17 protein-coding genes are annotated in these 22,465 nt (G+C 46.9%); 4 read left to right on the forward strand and 13 right to left on the reverse strand.

All coding sequences use genetic code 11. From position 1 onward, the window contains the following. Positions 1-21: 21 nt before the first annotated feature. The 4 genes from pip to P8H32_RS11075 all read right to left on the reverse strand — a co-directional run bounded on the left by pip (position 22) and on the right by P8H32_RS11075 (position 5,887). Positions 22-1,002 carry a prolyl aminopeptidase gene (gene pip, locus P8H32_RS11060; RefSeq protein ID WP_297292666.1) on the reverse strand — a complete coding sequence of 327 codons (981 nt, stop codon included), beginning with the start codon at positions 1,000-1,002 and terminating at the stop codon, positions 22-24. A 23-nt stretch (positions 1,003-1,025) separates the two neighbouring features. Continuing rightward, positions 1,026-2,369, reverse strand: a complete 1,344-nt coding sequence (locus tag P8H32_RS11065) for a sodium-dependent transporter (protein WP_301089399.1) — start codon at positions 2,367-2,369, stop codon at positions 1,026-1,028. A 99-nt stretch (positions 2,370-2,468) separates the two neighbouring features. Then, positions 2,469-4,283 carry a translational GTPase TypA gene (typA, locus tag P8H32_RS11070; protein WP_297292664.1) on the reverse strand — a complete coding sequence of 605 codons (1,815 nt, stop codon included), beginning with the start codon at positions 4,281-4,283 and terminating at the stop codon, positions 2,469-2,471. A gap of 182 nt (positions 4,284-4,465) precedes the next feature. Further along, positions 4,466-5,887 (reverse strand): sodium-dependent transporter, encoded by a 1,422-nt coding sequence (locus tag P8H32_RS11075; protein WP_301089400.1) that lies wholly within the window; start codon positions 5,885-5,887, stop codon positions 4,466-4,468. 128 nt (positions 5,888-6,015) lie between these two features. Between P8H32_RS11075 and P8H32_RS11080 the strand changes: the two genes are divergently transcribed. Then, positions 6,016-6,450, forward strand: coding sequence for a hypothetical protein (locus P8H32_RS11080; protein WP_297292662.1), 435 nt, complete (start codon positions 6,016-6,018; stop codon positions 6,448-6,450). A gap of 89 nt (positions 6,451-6,539) precedes the next feature. Here P8H32_RS11080 and thiI read toward each other — a convergent pair whose 3' ends face one another. From thiI to P8H32_RS11100, 4 genes are all read right to left on the reverse strand, one after another. Next, a complete protein-coding gene (gene thiI, locus P8H32_RS11085; protein ID WP_297292661.1) occupies positions 6,540-7,991 on the reverse strand; it encodes a tRNA uracil 4-sulfurtransferase ThiI in 1,452 nt (483 codons plus the stop codon). Positions 7,992-8,111: 120 nt separating this feature from the next. Further along, positions 8,112-9,131 (reverse strand): glutamine synthetase beta-grasp domain-containing protein, encoded by a 1,020-nt coding sequence (locus P8H32_RS11090; RefSeq protein WP_297292660.1) that lies wholly within the window; start codon positions 9,129-9,131, stop codon positions 8,112-8,114. A 336-nt stretch (positions 9,132-9,467) separates the two neighbouring features. Further along, the gene (locus tag P8H32_RS11095; protein ID WP_297292659.1) at positions 9,468-10,232 is read right to left on the reverse strand and encodes a protein phosphatase 2C domain-containing protein; all 765 of its coding nucleotides are present in this window, start codon (positions 10,230-10,232) and stop codon (positions 9,468-9,470) included. A gap of 21 nt (positions 10,233-10,253) precedes the next feature. Further along, positions 10,254-11,183: a serine/threonine-protein kinase gene (locus P8H32_RS11100; protein WP_297292658.1), complete on the reverse strand. Its 930-nt coding sequence runs from the start codon at positions 11,181-11,183 to the stop codon at positions 10,254-10,256. A gap of 144 nt (positions 11,184-11,327) precedes the next feature. On the opposite strand from P8H32_RS11100, the gene glnA reads away from it, so the two are divergent. From glnA to ntrC, 3 genes are all read left to right on the forward strand, one after another. Further along, a complete protein-coding gene (gene glnA, locus P8H32_RS11105; protein ID WP_301089401.1) occupies positions 11,328-12,734 on the forward strand; it encodes a glutamate--ammonia ligase in 1,407 nt (468 codons plus the stop codon). A 326-nt stretch (positions 12,735-13,060) separates the two neighbouring features. After that, entirely contained in the window at positions 13,061-14,128 is a 1,068-nt protein-coding gene (gene glnL, locus P8H32_RS11110) for a nitrogen regulation protein NR(II) (RefSeq protein ID WP_297292656.1), read from the forward strand. Between the two features lie 64 nt (positions 14,129-14,192). Next, the gene (gene ntrC, locus P8H32_RS11115) at positions 14,193-15,647 is read left to right on the forward strand and encodes a nitrogen regulation protein NR(I) (protein WP_297292655.1); all 1,455 of its coding nucleotides are present in this window, start codon (positions 14,193-14,195) and stop codon (positions 15,645-15,647) included. 116 nt (positions 15,648-15,763) lie between these two features. Here the strand turns inward: ntrC and P8H32_RS11120 are convergent, their stop codons facing one another. The 5 genes from P8H32_RS11120 to P8H32_RS11140 all read right to left on the reverse strand — a co-directional run. Continuing rightward, positions 15,764-16,180, reverse strand: coding sequence for a hypothetical protein (locus P8H32_RS11120; RefSeq protein ID WP_297292654.1), 417 nt, complete (start codon positions 16,178-16,180; stop codon positions 15,764-15,766). Continuing rightward, the gene (locus P8H32_RS11125; RefSeq protein WP_301089402.1) at positions 16,181-20,845 is read right to left on the reverse strand and encodes a DUF6701 domain-containing protein; all 4,665 of its coding nucleotides are present in this window, start codon (positions 20,843-20,845) and stop codon (positions 16,181-16,183) included. Beyond that, positions 20,842-21,645 (reverse strand): type II secretion system protein, encoded by an 804-nt coding sequence (locus P8H32_RS11130; RefSeq protein ID WP_301089403.1) that lies wholly within the window; start codon positions 21,643-21,645, stop codon positions 20,842-20,844. Before P8H32_RS11130 ends, P8H32_RS11125 begins: the two co-directional genes overlap by 4 nt. Then, positions 21,645-22,199 carry a type II secretion system protein gene (locus P8H32_RS11135; protein ID WP_297292651.1) on the reverse strand — a complete coding sequence of 185 codons (555 nt, stop codon included), beginning with the start codon at positions 22,197-22,199 and terminating at the stop codon, positions 21,645-21,647. Before P8H32_RS11135 ends, P8H32_RS11130 begins: the two co-directional genes overlap by 1 nt. Beyond that, positions 22,196-22,465: hypothetical protein (locus P8H32_RS11140; RefSeq protein ID WP_301089404.1), on the reverse strand; the 270-nt coding region annotated here is incomplete at its 5' end. The genes P8H32_RS11140 and P8H32_RS11135, both read right to left, overlap by 4 nt.

Below are 22,465 nucleotides of genomic sequence, written 5' to 3' on the forward strand. Positions count from 1 at the left end.
GCGGGAATGACAGCATATATGTTAATCTGAGGCGTCATCGCCCTCATCATCCGGTCTAAAACGCTTAGCCATATCCTTGGTGGCCCGAACCAAAGCATCAATGATGCTGGGCTCTGAGGAAGCATGACCTGCATCGCGAACAATATTAAGCTGACTTTCCGGCCAGCGGTCATGCAAGGCAACAGCATTATCGAGAGTACAAACCATATCGTAACGGCCATGGACAATAATACCGGGAATATTGGCTAATTTATCTGCATTTTTTAAAATCTGGTCAGTTTCAATAAAACCTTTATTGATAAAATAATGTGCTTCAATTCTAGCCAATGCCAACGCCACATGGGGCTCGCCAAAATGTTCAACCACCTCATGACTGGGACGCAAGGTTGCACAGCGCCCCTCCCATAAAGACCAGGCTTTAGCAGCCCCCATACGAGCCAGCTCATTATCTCCAGTCAGTAAATCATAATAGGCCTGAATCATATTATCGCGGCGATCTTTGGCAACTGGGTGCAGGTAGTCCTGCCAATAGTCAGGAAAAATTAAGCTGGCACCCTTTTGATAAAACCACTGTAAATCTTCATCGCGACAAAGGAAAATGCCCCGTAAAATTAAGCCCATCACCCGGTCCGGATAGCTTTGTGCATACAGCAAGCTAAGTGTTGAGCCCCAGGAGCCACCAAACAACAACCATTGCTCAATCCCGAGATGCTCTCTTATTGCTTCTATATCGTCGATAAGGGCTTGGGTATGGTTGTTGTTTAATTCTGCATGGGGTGTCGATTGCCCTGCCCCGCGCTGGTCAAACAAAATAATCCGGTAACGTTCAGGGTCAAAGAAACATCGATTCTTACCGCTGCAACCGCCACCGGGACCACCGTGGACAAAGAGCACGGGGGTACCATCCGGGTCGCCACTTTCTTCCACATAGAGTTCGTGAGGCTCTTCCACCGCAAGGCGGAAAGTTTGGTAAGGCTTTATTTCAGGATACAAGGTCATCATAATTTTGACCCTTCGATGGTCGATTAAATAACGTTTTGGATAAATGCTGTTAAAATTAAAACCGGACAGAAAAACTTAATGTAGGCTGGCCATATTTTCCAAAATAAGGTGTTTTCGATATCGGCATGGCCCTTTCGGATTTCTTGCAATAGGTTATTGCGGTGCCAAATCCAGCCAACAAACAAGCACATTACTACACCTAATAATGGCTGGCTATAGACTGTTGTCAGGTCAATAACAAAACCGAACAAGCTATCAAAATTTAATAAAATAACGGTAGCAAATATAAAAATTGCCGAACCTATCAGCAGGGTAGCCTGAATTCTACTGGCAGAGGTTTCTTCTGCCGCTAAGGAAACAGGAACCTCAAGCATAGAAATAGATGAGGTTAAAGATGCAATCGACATCAACAGAAAAAAAGCAAAAGCTACCCAAAGACCTACACCGCCCATGGAATCAAATAACACCGGCAATACCCGAAAGATTAAATCGGGGCCAGCAATTAAATCACCGCTATCGGTGAAAATATCAGCACCATATTGTTTAGCGACATAAATAGCAGGGATTATTAATAGACCAGCAATAAACGCGATGCCGACATCCATTAAGGTCACCGCCGCCCCCAGTTTCGGTAAGCTTTCTTTTTCTCTGAGATAGGAACCATAAATCAACATGGTGCCCACACCCAAAGATAAAGAGAAGAAAGCTTGCCCCATGGCACTGACAATTAACGAAGGACTGATCTGGGAAATATCCGGCAGTAGATAAACACGTAAACCTTCAGCAGCACCCTCTTGCATCAATACGTAAACAATCAGCACTAACAGAAGTACCAATAACATTGGCATAAGACGTGTTGACCATTTTTCTATACCGGCTGCTACTCCTTTGGCGATAATCGCCATGGTCAATATCATAAATACAGCCATGAATAGTAAGTTACGTTCAAAACCGAATTCAGTTAACCAACTGCCAGCCTCAGCCCAACCCAACATGGTAGCTACCGACTCTAATAAATAGGCCAGCATCCAACCGGCAATAATCGCGTAAAAACTCAGAATCAAACTGGCAACAATCACGCCATAATAGCCAACAAAAGAACCGAGCTTATAGGTAACAGGCCCGGTAGAAATTCCTCGCAGGGCTGTCACTACATTGGCCCGGGCATGGCGACCAATAATTAACTCCGCCATTAATGCGGGATAGGCTAAACAGAAGGCTAAAACAAAATACGCCAGAACAAAGGCTGCACCGCCGTTGCTGGCAGTTTGGGTAGGGAAGCCCCAGATATTACCAAGGCCAATGGCTGAACCCGCTGCGGCCATAACAAAGCCGATATTAGAGGAGAATTGTTCTCTGGATGCCATAGACTAGAGACTCTTTTTATTTACTGTCATTCCCGCGAAGGCGGGGACCCAGTGGGATGCAGTCTGGGTCCCCGCCTTCGCGGGAATGACGGCATAAAATTATTTAGCATTGCCCGCACGCTTACGTGCATTTTCCGTTAATAACTTTTTACGCAGACGGATACTCTCCGGCGTCACTTCCACCAACTCATCATCTTCGATAAATTCCAAAGCTTGTTCCAGCGTGTGTTTTACGGGTGGTGTTAATATCAACGCATCATCAGTACCAGAAGCACGAACATTAGTTAGCTGCTTACCTTTAGTTGGATTTACCGCAAGATCATTGCTGCGAGAGTGCAAGCCAACAATTTGACCTTCGTAAATATCCATCGCATGGCCCAGGAATAAACGACCGCGCTCTTGCAGGTTAAATAAGGAGTAACTTAAGGTTTTACCCGAGACCATAGAAACCAACACACCATTTTGACGGCTAATCACTTCACCCACTTTAACCGGGCCATAGTGATCAAAAACACTGGTCATAATACCTGAGCCAGAGGTCATGGTTAAAAACTGCGAACGGAAACCAATCAAACCGCGGGAAGGCATAATAAACTCCAACTTCACTCGGCCTTTACCGTCGGGTTCCATATTGGTCATTTCTGCTTTGCGTAAACCTAATTCTTCCATAATAGAACCTTGATGCTGATCTTCAACATCAATCACTACTTGCTCATAAGGCTCTTGAATTTCACCATCGACTTCGCGCTGAATAACTTCAGGACGTGACACACCCAATTCAAAACCTTCACGGCGCATGGTCTCAATTAATACTGACAAATGTAATTCACCGCGGCCTGAGACTTTAAATTTATCAGGGCTGTCACCGGGCTCAACACGTAGCGCAACGTTGTGAATTAATTCTTGTTCCAAACGCTCCATAATATTTCTAGAGGTTACAAACTTGCCTTCTTTACCCGCAAACGGTGAATCGTTAACCTGGAAAGTCATGCTTACGGTTGGTTCATCAACGGTTAATGCTGGCAGTGATTCAACGGCAGCAGGATCACACAAAGTATCAGAAATACTTAAGCCGTCGATACCAGTAATACACACAATATCACCGGCGCGAGCCTCTTCAACTTCAACCCGCTCAAGACCAAGATGGCCCATTACTTTTAGTACTTTACCTTTTTTCTCTTTGCCATCTGAACCAACAACGATCACTGGCTGGTTCGGCTTTAATGAACCGCGAGTTATACGGCCAACACCAATAACACCCACATAGCTTGAATAATCCAATGCTGAAACCTGCATTTGGAAAGGTCCATCGACATCAACTTTAGGCGGGTTGACTTTGTCGACAATCATTTCAAACAACGGCGACATATCTTCCGCCAACTCATCAGCTTCAGGGCCGGCGATGCCGTTTAAGGCTGAGGCATAGATAATCGGGAAATCTAACTGCTCATCGGTAGCACCCAAACGATCAAATAAATCAAACACCTGATCCATCACCCAATCAGGACGAGCGCCGGGGCGGTCGACCTTATTAACGACAACAATAGGATTCAAACCCTGCTCAAACGCCTTGGAGGTAACAAAGCGAGTTTGTGGCATAGGGCCATCAACCGCGTCTACTAATAGCAGTACGCAATCCACCATCGACAATACCCGCTCTACTTCACCACCAAAGTCGGCGTGCCCAGGAGTATCAACAATATTAATATGGTAACCATTCCACTCAATGGCGGTATTTTTCGCCAGAATGGTAATGCCCCGCTCTTTTTCCTGATCATTGGAGTCCATAACACGCTCGGCGCCCTGGTCTTTGCGCTCCAATGTGCCTGACTGTTCAAGAAGTTTGTCTACCAGGGTGGTTTTACCGTGGTCAACGTGGGCAATTATGGCGATATTACGAAGTTTTTCGATCACTGCTGGGCACCTGAGAATAAATAAATAATAGCTAGGGCAAAAAAGGTGCGGGATTATACCCTAATCATGCTGACTGTGGCGTAAATAATGGGGGTTTGGGTGCAATAACAGGGAATAATTACCATAACAGCGCTGCTTGCGGCTCTACAGCATGGTATCTCACTGATTTTTAAGGAAAATTACTAACCAATAAAGCTGACACCAAAGTATTTCAGGGCCACCGTATTGGCAAATACCAAAAACAGAATCATCGGAATAAAGGTACTTAAAGAAAAGTCCACATAACGCTCTAGTTTAGAGCCACGATAACCCTCATCTGAACACTCCAGTTCTTTATGGAAGTTGTGTTTTTTCCAGCGGTAAATAACAAAGAGGCAGACCAGCAAACCATTCAACGGCAATATCGTGTCGTAGAAGACATCAATCACCACATCAAACAAAGATTTACTCTGATCAGCATAAGTAACAAAACCGGTCAGCCATTCCACTCGACCAAAGGATAAGATACAGGCCGCCGATAGCAGACCCATAGTAACGGTTAATACTAATAAGGCCTTGGGCCGTGAATAACCTTTTTCCCCCACCAAGCTAGAGACCGGCACTTCGGTAATGGATACCAGAGAAGTGATAGCGGCAAAAAATACCAGCAAAAAGAAGATAGAGGCCACGGCACTGGCACCGAAATAGCCGATGGTGGCCTGCAGGGCCAAAAAGATTTTAGGTAAGAAGGCAAAGATTAAACCGACTGATGATTCGCTAAGTTCCGAGGTATTGATATCGGGGTTAAAGGAAAAGATGGCGGGCAGGATCAACAGGCCTGCAGAAAAAGCTACGGCGGTATCGGTTAGGGCGACAAATTTGGCAGAGCTGGCAATTTTTTCACCTCGGCTCATATAGGAGCCGTAGGTAATCATAATGCCCATACCCAGCGACAGAGAAAAGAAGGCCTGTGATAAGGCGCTATTAATAACTCGCGCATCGATTTTGCTAAAGTCAGGAACCAGGTAATATTTTACACCGGCAAAGGCGTTATCCAATGTCAGTACAAAGATCACCAAACCGATTAACATTAAAAATAAAATCGGCATCATGATTTTTGCGCCGCGCTCAATACCGTCTTTTACCCCCCCTACCAATATAATATTGACGAGTGCTGCTACGGCAATAAAGTAGAGAAAAACTTTATTGCTATTAATAAACACACCAAAGTAATCAGGATTAGCGAGCTGGTCGAGATTGCCCGTTACTGCTTCAAATAAATATCCGAATAGCCAAATGGTAATAACCGTATAAAATACGGCGATCATATAGGGCGTGATTAATACCAGCCAACCGGCGATAGGCCAAACCGGCGAGCCATCGGAGAGTTTTCGATAGGCACCCAAGGGATCTTTTTGTGAACTGCGGCCTACGGAGAGTTCAGCCATCATGATGGGCAGGCAAACCAGCAATACAAATAGGGCATAGATAAAGAGAAAAGCACCGCCGCCATTTTTGGCCGCCGCCACGGGGAAACCCACCAAATTGCCAATACCTACCGCGGAGCCGGCTGCGGCTAAAATAAAGCCCAAGCGCGAACCAAACTGTTCTCTTGATGCGGACATAAGTCGTTCTCTCATTACTAGTATGGGTTTAATAATAGCAGTTTTATTACAATACAAAAGGCACTACTATAGTGGCACTTAACGGCGGTCAAACCCCACCCCTCTACCACTCCAGCAGGCCAATATCTGTGGACAATAATCAGCTTCGTATTATCACTTTGTTTCTTTTGGCCTTGTGTATTGGGCTGTATTTTTATACGGGTGAGCAAGAGACTTATTATGAACAGTCGGCCAAGCCGGTGGTGAATGATATGTTGATGGAGATTGGGCAGTGGGAGAAGCAGGCCTTGTTGAATAATTTATCGGCAGCGGCAAAAAGTACGATTTCTGATCAGCAGGTTGAGCAGTTGCTGGAACGGTATCGGCAGTATGGACAGTTGCAATCTTTTGAGCCTTTGGCGTTTTCTCGGTTGGCTAGCGTGTTCTCCCTGATTGGGGATAGCAAGGTGAACTACCAGACTAATGCGACGTTTAGCCAGGGCAAGGGGCATATTAATATTACGGTGGTTGCTGAGGGAGGAAGTTATAAGGTTTATAACTTGTCGATTAATCCGGTGCTGTAACTTCTGTCATTCCCGCGAAGGCGGGAATCTACAGTGCTGGATTCCCGCCTTCGCGGGAATGACGGGGGAGAGGGGGTGACGTTGTTTATTTAAGGGCGATATACTTTTACGTTGCTGTAGCCTTGTTCTACCAAATACGATGCATGCAGTTTACTCATCACCCCTTTATCGCAATACAGTAAATAACTTTTCGATTTATCAAGCTCTGCAAAACGGGTATGCAAATCATAGAAAGGAATTTTTTGAATATCAACATTGGCGATTGTTAAAGGTTTTCTTTCTTCTTCTGATGGATGGCGTACATCAATAATCACACCACCCTGAATAGGCACATTAATAATCTCTACGTCTTGAGCTGAAAGCTCTTCTTCCGCGATGACATCGATATTAGTATAAGTGGCATCTTCTAACGCTTTATCCAATACCGAGAAATCAAACTTACCCTCTTCATGCTCTATTCTAAAAGGCTTTGCCCGAGTGGTAGGTTTTACTGAAATCACACCACAATACTCTGGCATGGCAGCCGCAAAATCTTCGGTACCTATTTGACGGGACATACGAATAATATCTTCTTTATTGGAAGTGATTAACGGCCTTAATACCAGCATATCCGTTGCGGAATCAATAACTGTTAAGTTGGTTAGGGTTTGGCTTGAAACCTGTGCAACCGCCTCCCCTGTTACCAGGGCTTTTACACTTAATTTTTCTGCTACTTGGGTACCGGCACGTAACATCATCCGTTTTAGAATCACCCCCATCTGGGGATCATTCACGTTTTTTAAAATTTCAGCGACAACGCCCTCAAACGGAACGGAAATAAATTTTACTTTTGATGAGGCACTGTATTTCATCCATAAATAGAGCGCGACCTCTTTAACACCGATCTCATGGTCACGACCGCCGAGATTAAAAAAACAAAAGTGAGTGCGCATACCGCGCTTCATGGTGAGATAAGTTGAAACGGTAGAATCAAAACCACCTGAAATTAAACTGACTACAGAATCCAGGCTGCCCATGGGGAAACCACCCAGGCCATCGTGACGCTGGTTAACAATAAATAGCCTGTCATCGCGCAATTCCACGCGCACGGTAATATCAGGGTTACGCAAGTCAACACCACCGGTAACATGATACTGTTTAAGCCCGCCACCTATATATTGCTCTAACTGATGGGAATTAAAATCATGCTTACCAATGCGCTTACAACGCACCGCAAAAGTTTTTCCGGCTAAACGATCACCCCACAGCGATGCTGTTTTTTCAAAAGCATCGTGCATATCGACATAGGGGAATTCTTTAACATCCAAAAAGTGAGCAATACCTGGTGTACAAGACAGTATTTCTACCATTTGCAGACGCAGGCTTTCATCATCGCTTTGGGAGCTAACAAGCATCCTGTCCCAATCACTCTGCACATCCACTTCAGGATCTAACGGTTTTAATAAAATCCGCAGATTAGTGCGCAACGCCTTCACAAACTGCTTGCGCACAGGCTTGCTCTTGATGGTGATTTCCGGAAAGAACTTGATAATAAATTGCATAAACAGTGACAGTCTTAAAAAAGTCGGCACATTATACAGGGTGTAGCAGCAGGAGTTTAGTACTTAAGAAGGGGAGAAGGAGGTGGCCAGCACCCGCAGAGGGTACTGGCCAGAAACAACTTACTTAGCCATAGCTTCGTTAGTGGTTTTAACAATCGCAGCCGCTACCTTGTAGGGATCTGCGTTAGATGAAGGACGACGGTCTTCCAAACGACCAATCCAGCCATCTTCAACCGTGCTTACAGGGATACGGATTGAAGCGCCGCGGTCAGATACACCGTAGCTGAATTCTTCAATAGACTGAGTTTCGTGATCACCAGTTAGACGCTGTTCGTTGTGAGCACCGTAAACGCTGATGTGACGCTCGATGTTTTTACCGAACTCTTCACAGATCTTGGTGAATACTTCTTCTTTACCGTCTTCACGCATAGCAGCGTTAGAGAAGTTAGCGTGCATACCAGAACCATTCCAGTCAGTAGCGCCAAGAGGCTTGGGATGCCACTCGATAGCCAGACCGTAACGCTCACCGATACGCTCTAATAAGTAACGAGACAACCAGATTTCGTCACCAGCGCGCTTGGCGCCTTTAGCGAAGATTTGATATTCCCACTGACCAGCAGCCACTTCAGCGTTGATACCTTCAACGTTTAAACCAGCTTCCAGACAGATGTCCAGGTGCTCTTCGATCATGTCACGGCAATGGGCGTTTTTGGCGCCAACTGAACAGTAGTAAGGACCCTGTGGAGAAGGGTAACCGCCAGCAGGGAAACCTGGAGGCGCATTAGTCGCTGGATCCCACAAGAAGTATTCCTGCTCAAAACCAAACCAGAAGTCAGTATCGTCATCAGCTTCGTCGATAGTGGCACGGCCATTTGACTCGTGGGCAGAACCGTCAGCGTTCAATACTTCAGTCATCACCAGGTAAGAATTCTTACGCTCTGGATCAGGAATGATAGCTACTGGCTTTAACAAACAATCAGAGGCATTACCTTCTGCTTGCTCAGTAGAGCTACCGTCAAAAACCCACATTGGGCACTCTTCTAAAGTGCCGCCGAAGTCATTGCGAACCATTGTTTTGCTGCGAAGGCTTTGAGTCGGCTTATAACCGTCTAGCCAGATGTATTCCAACTTACTTTTCATCTTGAGTTTGTCTCCGAAAAAGTTGTTTTGAGTTTTGGGGTAGGCTCTGGTTTTGTTAATGCCCAAAGCCTAAGAAAAGCCCCGCGTTAAATCTAAATAATTTGGGGAGCAAATTCTATTCCAACTTTCACTGTATTGCTATGACTGAATGATATCCCGTCCAAAATAGCGCATACCACTGATTATAGAGGCACTTTCACGGGGCATAAGGAAGTAAAGCTCTAGCCAAGGCCTGAGCTGGCGTGTCGGCACGGTGCTTTTGAGCACCAAATAAGAACATAATAATATTTGTGCTCTATTATAGTGCGTGACGGCGAAGTCGCAGCCTGTCAACTATCAAGCGGCATCAATAACAATCGCCGTTATATTATCACTACCGCCTTTTTCCAGGGCACTATCGATCAGGGCATCCAGTGCCATTTGCGCATCTGCAGATTCAAGATATTGCTGGATTTCTGCCCGGGCCAGGTCGTTGTATAGACCATCACTGCATATTAAGAAACGGTCACCCTTCTCAACAGTTTCATAATCCAGGTCTAAATGTAAGGTTTGATGAACACCAACAGCCCTGGTCAACACGTGGGCGTCAGGGTGTCTGGCTACCTTATTGGCGCTTAACTCACCCCGCTCAAATTTCTGCTGGGCAACGGTATGGTCTTTGGTCATTTGGCGTAGCTGGTTGCCCCGCAGCCGGTAGACTCGACTATCTCCCGCCCATAAGAAAAAACTGTACTGCCCGTAGGAGAGCATCGCGGCAACGGTCGAACCCACCCGCTCACCTTCAAAAGAACTGCGGCAATCGCTATGGGCCGCCCTTAGCCGGATTTCCAAATCCCTGATACTAGCGGCAAGGCTGCTGGACTTACCAAAGTGAACAAAAGCTTCAGCCACAACTCCACTGGCATAATCGCCCCGCGCCAAACCGCCCATACCATCGGCCACTGCCCATATACCCTGATCAGTTGAATGATAAAAGGCATCTTCATTGGCATTTCTTACCCGGCCAGCATCACTGCGGCCCACACTTTCCCAGGTAATAGCAGGCTGATCTGTGATCGTCTGTTCAAGATCTGTCAGCTGTTGAAAATCAATATAAGGCATTGGCTTGTTTGCTTCTGTTATTTAGCCCCAGTCTTCCCTGAGAATACGCAACATATCGTCAGCGGTGGCCGGTCGGTTTTCCGGGGCTTTTTGCAGGCAGCTCATCGCTAGCTCAGCAAGCACATCCGGTACAGGTATTTTTGAAATGGTACGAGGGTCAGGGGGAATATCAGAGCGAATTTGCTCTAACAGACTATGCACCACATCCCCTTGAAAGGGAGTCTGACCACAAAGCAGCTCATAAAGTATAGAGCCCAAACTATAGAGGTCAGACCGGCCGTCAATGCCCGGGTCTCGATCAATCTGCTCGGGTGACATATACATAACGGTACCCTGAAGCTTTCCTTCGCCGGCATCCGCTTCATCGATGATGGATTCGTCAGCCTCCATAGTGGCGTCTTTGGGCCATACTTTCGCCAAACCCCAGTCCAGCACTAACACTTCACCATAGGGGCCGACTAAAATATTCTCAGGCTTTATATCCCGGTGCACCACACCTCTGGAGTGAGCATAGCCCAGTGCCCGCGCCACCTGCACAATCAAGTCCATCAGCTGGGATAAATCATAGCGGTCGCGATAGTTCATCACTTCCCGCAGCGTATAACCGTGCACCAGCTTCATGGTGAAATAATAATTGCCCCGATTATCCCGCCCCAGCTCGTAGGTGGGAATAGTATTAGGGTGCTGCAACATGGCAGAAATACGCGCTTCCCGCAGCAGCCGCTGGGTCTCAACAGGGTCATCGACAAACTCTGGCCGCAGGGTTTTATAGCAAACCGTGCGACGCAAATGCAGGTCACGACAGGATTTGATTAGCGATTTCCCCCCCTTGGCGATGTGACTAAAAAAAGCATAGCGCGTATTGGGGTTTAACTTTTCGGGCAGAGGCGCGTCAGTTTCTTCAGCGTAAAGACGAGCTTCCTCGGCAATCTGCTGTGAAAATTCAGGCATTGCTGGCTCCTTGTTATCATTCCAGCGTTCCATATTAACCTACTGATAATCAAAGAAAATTAATTTCAGGCAAATTAGGCGAAATTCTATGCAAAAATCTATATAGTTAGCGCCCTAAATTGATACACAAAAAGGAGCCGGAGCATGTCAGAAAACACCCTGAATATGATCAAAGACAGCGATGTGAGATGGGTTGATTTACGTTTCACCGACACCAAAGGTAAAGAGCAGCACGTTACTATTCCTGCTACTGAAATCGATGAAAGCTTCTTTGAAGACGGCAAGATGTTTGATGGCTCTTCAATCGCCGGCTGGAAGGGTATCAACGAATCAGACATGATCTTAATGCCCGACGATGCTACCGCTGTTATCGATCCTTTTACCGATGACAACACCTTAAACCTGCGCTGCAACATTGTTGAACCCTCTACTATGCAGGGCTATAACCGCGACCCACGCTCCATCGCCGAACGCGCTGAAGCCTATATGCAATCTACCGGTATTGCCGATAGCTGCATGTTTGGCCCCGAGCCAGAGTTCTTCGTCTTTGACGATGTGAAATGGCATGCCGATATGAGCGGCGTTGCCTATGAAATCAACTCTGAAGAAGCGGCCTGGTCTTCTAACAAGCCCTTTCCCGATGGCAATATCGGCCACCGCCCTGGGGTTAAAGGCGGTTATTTTCCGGTTCCTCCCGTCGACTCTCTGCACGATCTTCGTGGCGCTATGTGTAATGCCATGGAGGCCATGGGTCTTGATGTAGAAGTACACCACCACGAAGTAGGCACCGCGGGCCAGTGTGAGATTGGTGTTGGCCCTAACTCTGCGGTGAAAAAAGCCGATGAAATTCAAATCTTCAAATACTGCGTACACAATGTTGCCCACGCCTACGGCAAAACAGCCACCTTTATGCCTAAGCCGCTGGTTGGCGATAACGGCTCCGGTATGCACGTGCACCAGTCTTTGAGCCTGAATGGCGAAAATATTATGGCCGGCGATGTTTACGGTGGCCTTTCTGAAACCGCCCTGTTCTATATTGGCGGTATCATTAAGCACGCTCGCGCAATCAACGCTTTTGCCAACGCTTCGACCAACTCCTACAAGCGTCTGGTGCCCGGTTTTGAAGCGCCGGTTATGCTGGCTTACTCAGCCCGTAATCGCTCTGCCTCTATCCGTATTCCTTTTGTACCAAACCCTAAAGCACGTCGTATCGAAGTGCGCTTCGGTGACCCTACCGCCAACCCATACCTGATGTTTGCCTGTATGTTGATGGCGGGCCTCGATGGGATTAAGAACAAAATCCACCCCGGCGATGCTGCGGATAAAGATTTGTACGACCTGCCAGCTGAAGAAGCGGCTGAGATCCCAACCGTTGCTTCCAGCCTTGAGCAAGCACTGGCCGCCCTCGATGAAGACCGGGGCTTCCTGACCGCCGGTGGCGTTATGGATGACGATATGATCGATGCTTATATCGAACTGAAATCTGCAGAAGTAGAGAGGCTGAATATGACCACTCACCCGGTTGAGTTTGATATGTACTACTCCGTTTAATCGCCACTTAGCTCTCTGCCTGGTAGCCCCCTCCTACCCCCGGCCCAGACCGCTAAAAGCACCAAACTGGGATCGCGACCAAAAATAGCCCACCTTAATGCACCATTATAGTGCTTTTTGCTTTATACTCCCTGCAGGTTTTGCGCCTGATTGGGCTCGCTGCTGTTTAACAGAGAGCAGCAAGCCCTGTAATCGCGCGTCATTGACCTGAATCAGCACTTTTTTGCAGCAAAATGTCGATCGCTCCAGACATGGTTTGGTTTTTGCATTTAGCCTGTAGTCTCTAATCACTAGCACGATAGCCCGTGCTAATAACTGATACGTCCATGGCCCCTGATAAGCTACATACCGACATATTGGATAACCTCCAGACTGCAATTTTGCTGGTGGATACCGACTTGTCTGTCAGTTATATCAATACCGCAGCCCAGACCCTGCTGGATGTCAGTGGCAACCAGGTTCTTGGGGAGCCGATTAGTCAGCTGTTTACCGAAGTTGATAAGGATCAAGCCAATCTGCTGGATGCCATCAATAATATTAGCGCCTTTACCAAGCGTGAAGCCCAACTGCTACTCTCCAACGGCCAGACCATTACCGTCGACTGTGCAGTCAGCCCAATTATTGAGCACGATGTAACAACCTCATTGATTATGGAGATTCAGCCCCTCAACCGTTTATTGCGTATTAGTCGCGAGGAAGGTCTGCTGTCCTCGCAACAAAACTCACAGGCACTGATCCGGGGTATGGCCCATGAAATTAAAAATCCACTGGGCGGCCTGCGCGGCGCGGCGCAGCTGTTAGCCAAAGAGTTACCCAACGAAGGCCTGCAAGACTATACCAATATTATTATTGAAGAAGCCGACCGGCTTAGTAACCTTGTTGACAATATGCTGGGGTCAAATAAATTACTGGACTTGCAGGCCATCAATATCCACGAGGTGCTTGAGCGTGTTAAAAGTCTGGTGGATGCTGAGACAGGTAGCCAGATTAAAATCGCGCGGGATTATGATCCCAGTATCCCCGATATCGAAGGTGATAAGGAAAGGCTGATCCAAGCGATTTTAAATATAGTTCGCAATGCCATGCAGGTATTGATAGGCGCAGCCAATGTTCAGCCTGTTATCACCTTAAAAACCCGAACCCTTAGGCAATTTACCATTGGCACTCACCGTCACCGACTAGTCTGCCGAGCTGATATTACCGATAACGGCCCCGGCATTGCCGATGAAATCAGGGAAACTATTTTCTTACCGATGGTCAGTGGCCGTGCCGATGGCACCGGCCTGGGGCTATCGTTTGCTCAATCGATTATTAACCACCACCACGGTTTGATTGAGTGCAACAGCGAACCGGGCAACACTACTTTTTCAATTTTTATTCCGCTGTCGGCCTAGTGAAATATTTAGTCATATATAAAAACAGTACGCAGATACTGGATAACGTTCTGGAGATCAAGCAATGAGTATAGGCAATACTGTTTGGATTGTTGACGATGACCGATCGATAAGGTGGGTGCTGGAAAAAGCACTCAACCAATCCGGTATCGAAACTCACACTTTTGATAACGGCGAGAGCCTTGTACGCAAGCTCGCTACGGAAAATCCTGACGCAATTATCAGTGATATTCGTATGTCAGGCATGGACGGCTTGGAGTTACTGGGAAAAATCAACGACTCCCATCCCGGTATGCCAGTAATTATCACCACTGCTCATTCTGATTTGGATAGCGCCGTTGCTTCTTATCAGGGCGGTGCCTTTGAATACTTGCCCAAACCCTTTGATATTGATGACGCCGTTGCTATGACCGAGCGTGCGCTGGTACATGCCAGCGAACTGCAAGAAGAGACTGAGGCTGTAGTAGTGGAAGAATCTTCCGGCGAAGTCGGCTCCACAGAAATCATTGGTGAAGCACCGGCGATGCAGGAAGTGTTTCGCGCTATTGGCCGCCTGTCTCACTCCAATATTACCGTGTTAATTAATGGCGAGTCTGGCACGGGTAAAGAACTGGTCGCCCAGGCCTTGCACAAACATAGCCCCAGGGCCACAGAAAAATTTATTGCCTTAAACATGGCTGCCATTCCAAAAGAACTAATGGAGTCAGAATTATTTGGCCATGAAAAAGGCGCCTTTACCGGCGCCACCGCCTTACGTGAAGGCCGTTTTGAACAGGCCGATGGCGGCACATTATTTTTAGATGAAATTGGCGATATGCCTTCCGAAACCCAGACGCGTTTATTACGTGTATTGGCCGATGGTGAATTTTATCGTGTGGGTGGGCATATCCCGATTAAGGTTGATGTTCGTATTATCGCCGCGACCCACCAGGATTTAGAAAAGCTGGTTAATGATGGCCGCTTCCGTGAAGATTTATTTCACCGTTTAAATGTTATTCGTATTCATATTCCCAGCCTGCGTGACCGTAAGGAAGATGTACCGAAGTTAATGCAGTTCTTTTTTAACAAAGCCTCGGAAGAACTGGATAGTGAAAACAAAGTGCTAACCAAGGAAAGTGAAGAGTATCTATGCCAGCTCGATTGGCCCGGTAATGTCAGGCAACTGGAAAATACTTGTCGGTGGATTACCGTTATGGCGGCAGGCCGTGAAATTCACTTAGAAGATTTACCGCCCGAACTACTTAACCAGGCACCAGCTGAAGGCGAAGCTTCTGGCAACAGCGGCGACTGGCAAGATAATTTACGACGCTGGGCAGATCAAGAACTGAGTCTGGGCAAAAAGAAAATTTTGGATATCGCTGTACCCATTTTTGAAAAGCTGATGATTGAAACCGCTTTAAAACATACTCATGGCAGAAAGCGCGATGCCGCTGTGTTATTGGGCTGGGGGCGCAACACACTGACTCGCAAAATGAATGAGTTAGGTATGAATGGCAATGGTGAGGACGAAGAAGACTAGTATCACTGTCATTCCCGCGCAGGCGGGAATCCAGCGCTGTAAATTTCCGCTTGTGCGGAAATAACAGCATTAACATGCAGGCTGAGTTCCCGCCTGCGCCCGAACGACGTTGCTAATTAAAACCCGTCCTTTGCCTGAACTTCAACAATACGAACGGCTTGCTCACTTAAAGGCCCGCAACGTCCGGTACTATTGACCGTAAAATAATTAACCGAATCCACCACCGCAAACTGGCAAGCCACTGACACCGATGTATTACTGCAACCTTCTATACCACCAAAGGTATAGGGAGTATCAGCAACACACCTAGAGGTATCGGTAGCACCACCGGGTGGAAAAATTTCATTCAATTTTCTCTGCGCTCCACTTTCTGCCGCCATTAATGCCCGGGCAGAGATGATTTCCCTCGCTACCGATTCAGCGCCCGCCGATAAAAACTTGATCATGGCGGCTGCTAACATACCCAGCACCACAATAATAAATACCGCCATCACTACCGAAAAGCCTTGCTGTTTTTTTCTACTGGCCACCATCTATTGCACCTCACGCCAGTAAATAATGCGGTCATGGCCGCGGTATAAACCAAAATTAATTTGCGTGCCTGGATTTTCATCACCCAGCGTGCCGGTATCCCAATCAAAGCTTAACCAATCATCCACATTAATTTGCACGGTAACATCACCGGCATTACCAGCGCCGGGTCGATTTACCGTAATAGCATTATCTATATTCCTCAGACTTCGGCCAGCCACAATGGTAGAGGGATTAACGGTTTGATTAATGGTTATATCGCCACAACTGACCGAGCCATCAGTACAGGCCTCTAAATCCCAGGTTGTATATTCGGTATCACCATCATCAGTATTTAATACAAAATTAAACACGGTATCGCCATCGGGGTCAGCCCAGTATTCAACCGTAAAAGGAATTTCTGTTTTATCACCGGCATCAATTTCCGGGCCGTAAACCGGTGGAATAAAGACTCGGCCATAACGGAACTCAGTATCCATGCCCAGCTGAAAATCTGTTGGCAATGAACCAATCGTATCGCTGTCGGTTACGCTGATATTAATAGCTGTATTTTCATGGGGGCCATCGGGGGTGGTCAGGCGGCCTAAAGTCAATGGAATATCCGTTAAGGTTGCGACGCCTTTATCCCAGGTAAAAGTTTCATCGCTGGATAATAACCGGGCCGACAAATCATCAGCGCCATCAATCGCACTATAGGTAATACCACTGTCTGTTGAGGGCAGCATCGCAAAGCTACCTTCATAATTTTTTGTGGTTAAATCCGCAGCGCCATTATCTTTAGCTTCAGCCCTTAGGGTATAGCTAACCAGGAAGGGTTGGCCTAAATAGGTAAAATCGCCGGTGGGTATAGCCGGGGCCAAGGTGGCATTTTCTACGACAAAATGATCAGGAGTAAAACGCCCAACGACCGGCAATGCTGTGGTGGTATTTCCACGGTCTAAATATTCATTATCTTCAACCGCGGCGACTAAAGTAATCACACCCACTTCAGTAAATTGATAAGTGCCATCAAAGTAACCATCATTACCCGCATCCTTAACCATACCAGTACCGGTGGTTAAAAGACCCTGTTCTCCACCCGCAGGCAGTGCCAGTGTATGGGTTAATACGACACCTTCCGGCGAGGTTTCTTTACCGTAATTTTTTACAGGGTCGCCATCAAAGTCTTCAGCTATGACCGTAACATTAAAATCTTCCCCTGCTTTGCGATAGGGATTGCTACCGTCATAATCGGCAGGAACTCCATCAGGATAGATGCCAAAGTGATGAGGTTTAACAACAAAAATACCGCTAGAGCCCGTTAGCAGACCTTCAGTTATGGTGAAATTAATCGCTCCAACATCTTTATACCTTAATGGCAATTCGGCTTGACCATTAGAGAAAGCAATATCGGTGGCAGGGGTTAATAAGGATTCTGTACCGGTGCCGGGGTCATCATAGCTTAGCGATAGCGTTAGGGACTTTGTGCCGTTATAGGCTTCAATAATACCGCAGACCTGATCAGTTTCTGTTTCACCATAAGCGGCTATATAAGCCGTAAATTCTTCTCCTGCCGTTTCAATTTCCAGAACATTGGAGGTATCAATAGGATTGGTGGAGTCATCCAATGGCGCTGCGGTAATGGTAAAGCCGCTAACCGCAAAGGTTAGAGGACCTTCAAGATCATCATCGCGAATCAGTGTATCGGTTACCTCAATATCAATCGATAAAGGATCTGTATCACTGGCACCACTGCGGTCCAATAAGAAACTGGCGACACCATTATCACTCATTGAAAACTCATAAGTGGCAATACCGTCATTACCCGTACCATTATCAAAAGTACCGTTGCCGCTATTTAATAGCCAATTGCCGTCACCGGTTTGTGTATCCAGGGTTACGGTTTGGCTATAGGACATATCGGTGTTATTAGCACTATCTTCTGCGGTAACGGTAATAACCGTAGGCGAACAGAAAATAGCATTATCGCTATGATCAATATCGAAATGATCGGTGATGGGTAAATTATCGCAAGCATGGGTTTCCTGATAAACCGTATCGATTTCATCGATATCTAATACCCTATCGTAAAAACGGACTTCATCAATGGCGCCCGTAAAACGATTAGTCGTTTCACCGGAGTCTGTTTCACCGCCGATACTGGCGGGGCCTGTATCCACACCCCAAGTACCGGAATAAGTATTACTAAAGCCACCGCCGGTCACCCGCTGCGCCACACCATTAACATAAATCGTTCGGGTTTTATTATCGACATCGTGTACGGCGGCGACATGGGTCCAGGTATTAGTACTAATTACCGAACCGGTAGTATCGACACTGACTGGGCTAACACCCCGAGAATAAAATCTTAACCTGCCATTACCGGGGTCACCCAGGCTAAAGGCATAGCCACGACTATTATTTTCATCATCGGCAAAAATTCTGGAACCGCGATCTGTATTTACCGGATTAATCCATGCGGTAATGGTGAAACTTTGTTGTTTATTTTCAAAACCGGCATCGACTTCGACATAGTCATCCACACCATCAAACTCACCATAGCGACAAGTTCCCGGATTGCCGGGCCGGGCCGGGTCAGCATAATTGGTAGCGGGGTTGCTACCGGCACCAAAGCCCCTGGCGGTAGCGTTATTGCCGGTGCCGGAAGCATCAAGTACTTCACCACTGCTGCCATTCCAAAAGCTTTCTTCAAACTGCCACTCGCCGGTGGCGCTATTACAATCGCTAACAAAATATTCCGGGGCAATAATGTCATAGCCAAATCCTGGGCCTGTCCATTCTAACTCGGCTACGGCATCGCCCCCACGCTCATAGAATTCAGCAACAATTTTATAACTTTGCCCAGCTACTAACGTTAAAGTGGCACTGGTCGCATAAGCCGCGCTTTGGTCTACCCAGCGGTCAATAATCAGTACATCATCCAGATATAATCTAAAACCATCATCTGAACGAGATCTAAAGGTATAGTCGCCATCGGTGGGTGGGACCAGATTGCCCTCCCAGCGCACCGTAAAATCATCAACACCAATCCCGGTAATCGGTGAGCCACTACCCCAATCGAAATCAATATTGTCATCAACCTGCACCACGGTATTACCGGTGAAGTAAGCACGGGCGCTACCGTTCTGGTCGTAGTAGGTCGCGGTTAAACCGGAGGTTTGGTAAGACGCTGTAATTTGACTATCGGCTTCTATCGCATTGCCGCTGGTATCTTCGACATTATTAACCGTTAACTCATAGTCAACAGGACCGAGGTTAGAAGTTTCCAGTGTTACGGTGCGACCATCGGCGGCAAGGGTTGCTGTGTCGACTGTGCCCCCTCGATTAATACTGTAGTTAGTCGCTTGTTCCGCGGTTAACGCACTGAGCTGTTCTGAAAACCTCACACTAATGGTATTGGCGCTACAGGAAAAGAAAGCACTTTCCAAAGTGGGTAAACCGCAGGTACCTAATAATTGTGACTCGGGAATGATGACCCAACTAAAGCTGCTATTTTGCCACTGTAATTGGGCAACAGCGCCACCGCCATTTTCGTAGTACTCCATTTTAATTTTATATTGCCGGCCCGCCACCATGGGGATAGCAACACTGTAATCGTAACGGGGGCCATGGTCGGTCCAGTTATCGATAACCAGTACATCATCAATATATAAACGCACACCATCATCAGAGCGAGTACGGAATTCAAAATTATCGGTAGCACTGGCAACCACATAGCCTTCCCAACGCACTGAAAAACGGTTATTGCCAATGCCTGTAGCCGGATTTCCAGTGCCCCAATTAAAATCTATCACAGGGTCAATTCTCGCAACCTCGAAGCCGGTAAAATAAGCACCTGAGGTATTATTCTGGTCATAATAGGTGGCTGTTAAACCGTTAATTTGGAAACTTGCAGCCACGGTAGTATCAACCGCAATAATATCGCCACTGGTATTTTCTACATTATTAATGGTGAGCAGATAATCATCTGCAGTCAGTTCGCTGGTGGCAAGGGTAACGGTTCGGCTATTAGACTCCAGGGTTGCCGATACAATAGTGGCGCCATTATCCAATGCATAATTGCCCACAGTTTCTGCGGTGGCTTGATCCATATTGCTATCAAAAACAATACTGATGTTATCAGCCGAGCAACCATAACCAGCGCTAACCACTTCCGGCGGACTGGTATCTGCAAATAAAAAAGCCGAGGGAATTATCTGGAAGCCACCGGTGGTAGGCCCTGACCAACTAACCTGCGCTACAGCCCCACCACCCCGCTCATAGTGTTCAACCAAAATGGTATAACGCTGGCCCGCCAGCATTGCTACCGGGCTGCTATCGCGATTTCTTGGGCCGTGGTTACTCCAGTCGTTAACTAATAGATTGCCATCAATATAAATACGGATACCATCGTCGCCACGAACCCTAAAAGTATAATTACCATCGGCAGGGACTTCTAATTCGCCTTCCCAACGCACTGAAAAATCGTCACGGGGAATACCGGCAATGGGCTCACCGCCGCCCCAGGTAAAATCAATATTGGCATCGGTGGTTTCAATTTCTGTGCCGGTAAAAAAATCATAGCGCACACCATTTTGATCGTAGTAGATAGCATTAATATCGGCCTGAGTGCTAAAAGAAAACATGATTAATAGCACAAAAATAAAAAATCTGACCGCCGTACTCATGGTACATTCCTTACAAATACCGTTTGATCCATCTTTAACCACTCATCCGTTGCACTGCTATCGTGAAAACGAAAATCCAGTAAAACTGTGCCCGCCCTTTGCAGGCTATCAAAACTAAAATCAAAAACCGTAATTGCTGCGCCAGTGTCTTCAACCCTGAGCGCATCGCTGATCGGAATACCATCGGCTGGTGTTGGTGGGTTGCCATTAGGGGTATAGCCACTATGCCGGCGCAACTCACCATCGCTGGCACAAAAACTCACTGCGCCTGCGACTATATAAGCTCGTCGCGTCGGTGATTCATTATTAATAGTGATATTGTCAAAGCTGAGCAATTGGGTATTGGCGACGGCACCATTGGCTGCTGCGGTTAACTCTGTAATATTAGGTGTACCGCCGTAGACACTGGCATTATCGAAAGTATAAATCGCCAGCCGGTCGCCACTGATATAGCTATAGTTAAAATCAATGACATTTAATGTACCGACCGTCGTGTTGGCGATGGAGTCTATATAGGTGGTAGCGGCAATAACCGGCATAAATTCTACGCACTGATTATTAGCATCACTTAAAATACGGACGCTACCGGGTAAAGCATTTTTTAGTTCTCGGGTCACACGCTCTACCGCAAAACGGGCTTGCTGTTGCAGATTATCCCGTCGGGCGCTATCTACATACACCTCAATACCCTGGCGAATAAATTGTACTGATGCTGTGCCAACAAAACCCAGCAGTACAATGACCGCCACAAGTTCTACCAAGGTAAAACCCTGTTGTTTACTTTCGGCAAATCTGCTCATCAGTAATTTCCTTTGTAAGCGGAAAAAACGATTGGGTCAGATAGACCGGCACCAGCAGGGGGATAGATAAATACTCGAATTAATTTGCCATTAATATTGGCGGTGCCACCGCCATCAAAATTATCGTAGTTAACACAGACCTTCATCTTATAACCGGCAAGGTTGGGCGGTGTTTCATTACGTGCATCGACCACATCGACATTATCCGCAAGATCACCGGGGTCACCACAATAACTATGATAGTCATCGACATCATTATACTGTAGGCGGTTTTCACCTCCATCAGGGCCAAATGCACCCGACGCAGTACAGGCTGTGCAAGCGGGGACGCCACCTTCAGGCGTTAGATGATCAAATTTTTTCGATAAAACCTCACCCATTAAGGCCTGACCAAACTCCGCAGCGCGAATTTGTAAAATAGGTTCAACGCTGCGGCCAGCACTGCTAAAAAAAACACTGGTTAGTAAGGTCAAGGCAATCGCCATAACCACAATACCAACAACAAGTTCTACCAGAGTAAAGCCCGCGGCTCTTTTTGCTGCCAGACTATTCATTGGATAAACCCCGTTGGATAAATTTGAATAGCCACCGCGCCGGGGTTAACGGTTAGGATCAATGGGTTGGGTACCGGTGTATTACCGCAATCAATGGTATAGGCATTACCCAGACCGTCGAAGTAAATTTCTACAGCAGAACTAATCGATAAACCCTCATAATCACCACTAAATTCTACTTCTTCAAAGCTGCCAAACGTTGCGCCGTCCTGAAAAGGACGAAAACCATTGCTATCAATATTAACGGAATAACAACTGCCGCCATG

Origin of the sequence: Oceanicoccus sp. (assembly GCF_029238675.1) — a bacterium.
GTDB lineage: Bacteria > Pseudomonadota > Gammaproteobacteria > Pseudomonadales > Dasaniaceae > Oceanicoccus.